The following is a 1,349-nucleotide window of genomic DNA, read 5'->3' as shown; positions in this document are numbered from 1 at the left end:
GCCCACGGGCGTCATCGCGGCGGCCATCGCGGCCACGCCCGCCGTCCTCCGGTCCGGGTCGGGTCCCTGCCCCACCCACCCGGCGATGCAAGTCATGCGGATCCCCTCGGTCGCGGCCTGCCCAATCGGTGCCGCTACGCAGCATGGGGAGCCGCTCTCTCGGGTGGATCGAGCCCAGCTGAACGTCCGGCGGCGGCACCCGGGGCTCAGGCCGTAACGTCCGGCGGCCGCGCCCGGGGCTCAGGCCGTTTCGAGGACTCCTCGACCGGCAGCCGGAACGCTGTCCCCGGCAGCACCGCAGGGCCACCTCACCCTCACGCCACCTCACCTCACGTAAAGAGGCTTCCACCGTGTCGACTTCCACCAGCCGGCCCGCCGGGCTCCCGCACTACGCGGTCGCGGGCATCGGTGCGGGCCCGGCCAACCTGAGCTTCGCCGCCCTCGCCGAGGGCACCGTTCCCGGGGCGGTGGCGCTCTTCGACCGGCGGGGCTCGCACGCCTGGCACCCGGAGCTGATGCACCCGGGGGCCCGGCTGCAGACCTCCTGGGTGAAGGACCTGGTCACCCTGGTCGATCCGCGCAACCGCTTCTCCTTCCTCAACTACCTGGTCACCACCGGGCGGATCTACGCCTTCCTGAACGCCCAGTTCGACGCGATCCCGCGGCTGGAGTACGACCGCTACCTGGCCTGGGCCAGCGGCGAGCTGGGGACCATCCGGTACGGCGTCGACATCACCGCGATCGGCTTCGACGGGGTCTTCGTCCTGAGCTCCGGCGACGGGCCGGTGGCCACCAGCGACCACCTGGTGCTCGGCCTCGGCACCCGTCCGTACGTGCCGGAATGCTTCCGACTCCCGGGAACGCACGGCGTCCTGCTCGCCGAGGAGCTCGCCGAGCACTTCACCGGCTGCCGCCCCGCCCCGCACGAGACGGCGGTGGTGGTCGGCGGGGGGCAGACCGGCGACGAGGCGGTGCTCTCGCTCCTGCGGCTGGGGCTGCGGGAGATCCGCTGGATCGGCCGGCGGCCGTGGTTCGCGCCGATGGACGACTCGCCGCCCGCCAACGACTTCTACCGGCCCGCGTACGTGCGCCACTTCCAGAGCCTGCCCGCGCACGTGCGCGACCGGTTCGTCTCGAACCAGATCCTCACCAGCGACGGCGTCTCGATGGCCACCCTGCAGGAGCTGTACCAGGTCAACTACGAGATCCGGCTGGTCGAGGGGCGCTCCCCGGTGATGATGCTGCCCGGCCGGGACGTGGTCGAGGCCGCCGACCGGCAGGGCTCGGTGGTCCTGCGCTGCCGCCGGCTCGGCGGCGGGCAGGAGCAGCACTCGGCCCGGCACGTCGTG

1 protein-coding gene is annotated in these 1,349 nt (G+C 73.1%); it reads left to right on the top strand.

The annotated features are described in order from the left end of the window. Positions 1–350: 350 nt before the first annotated feature. On the top strand, positions 351–1,349 hold a 999-nt coding region (locus tag AB0O00_RS39720; RefSeq protein WP_363659532.1), incomplete at its 3' end, for a SidA/IucD/PvdA family monooxygenase.

The organism is Kitasatospora sp. NPDC093558 (assembly GCF_040683475.1).
In the GTDB taxonomy this organism is placed as follows: Bacteria; Actinomycetota; Actinomycetes; order Streptomycetales; family Streptomycetaceae; genus Kitasatospora.
This window is presented reverse-complemented; position numbering and strand designations above follow the sequence as displayed.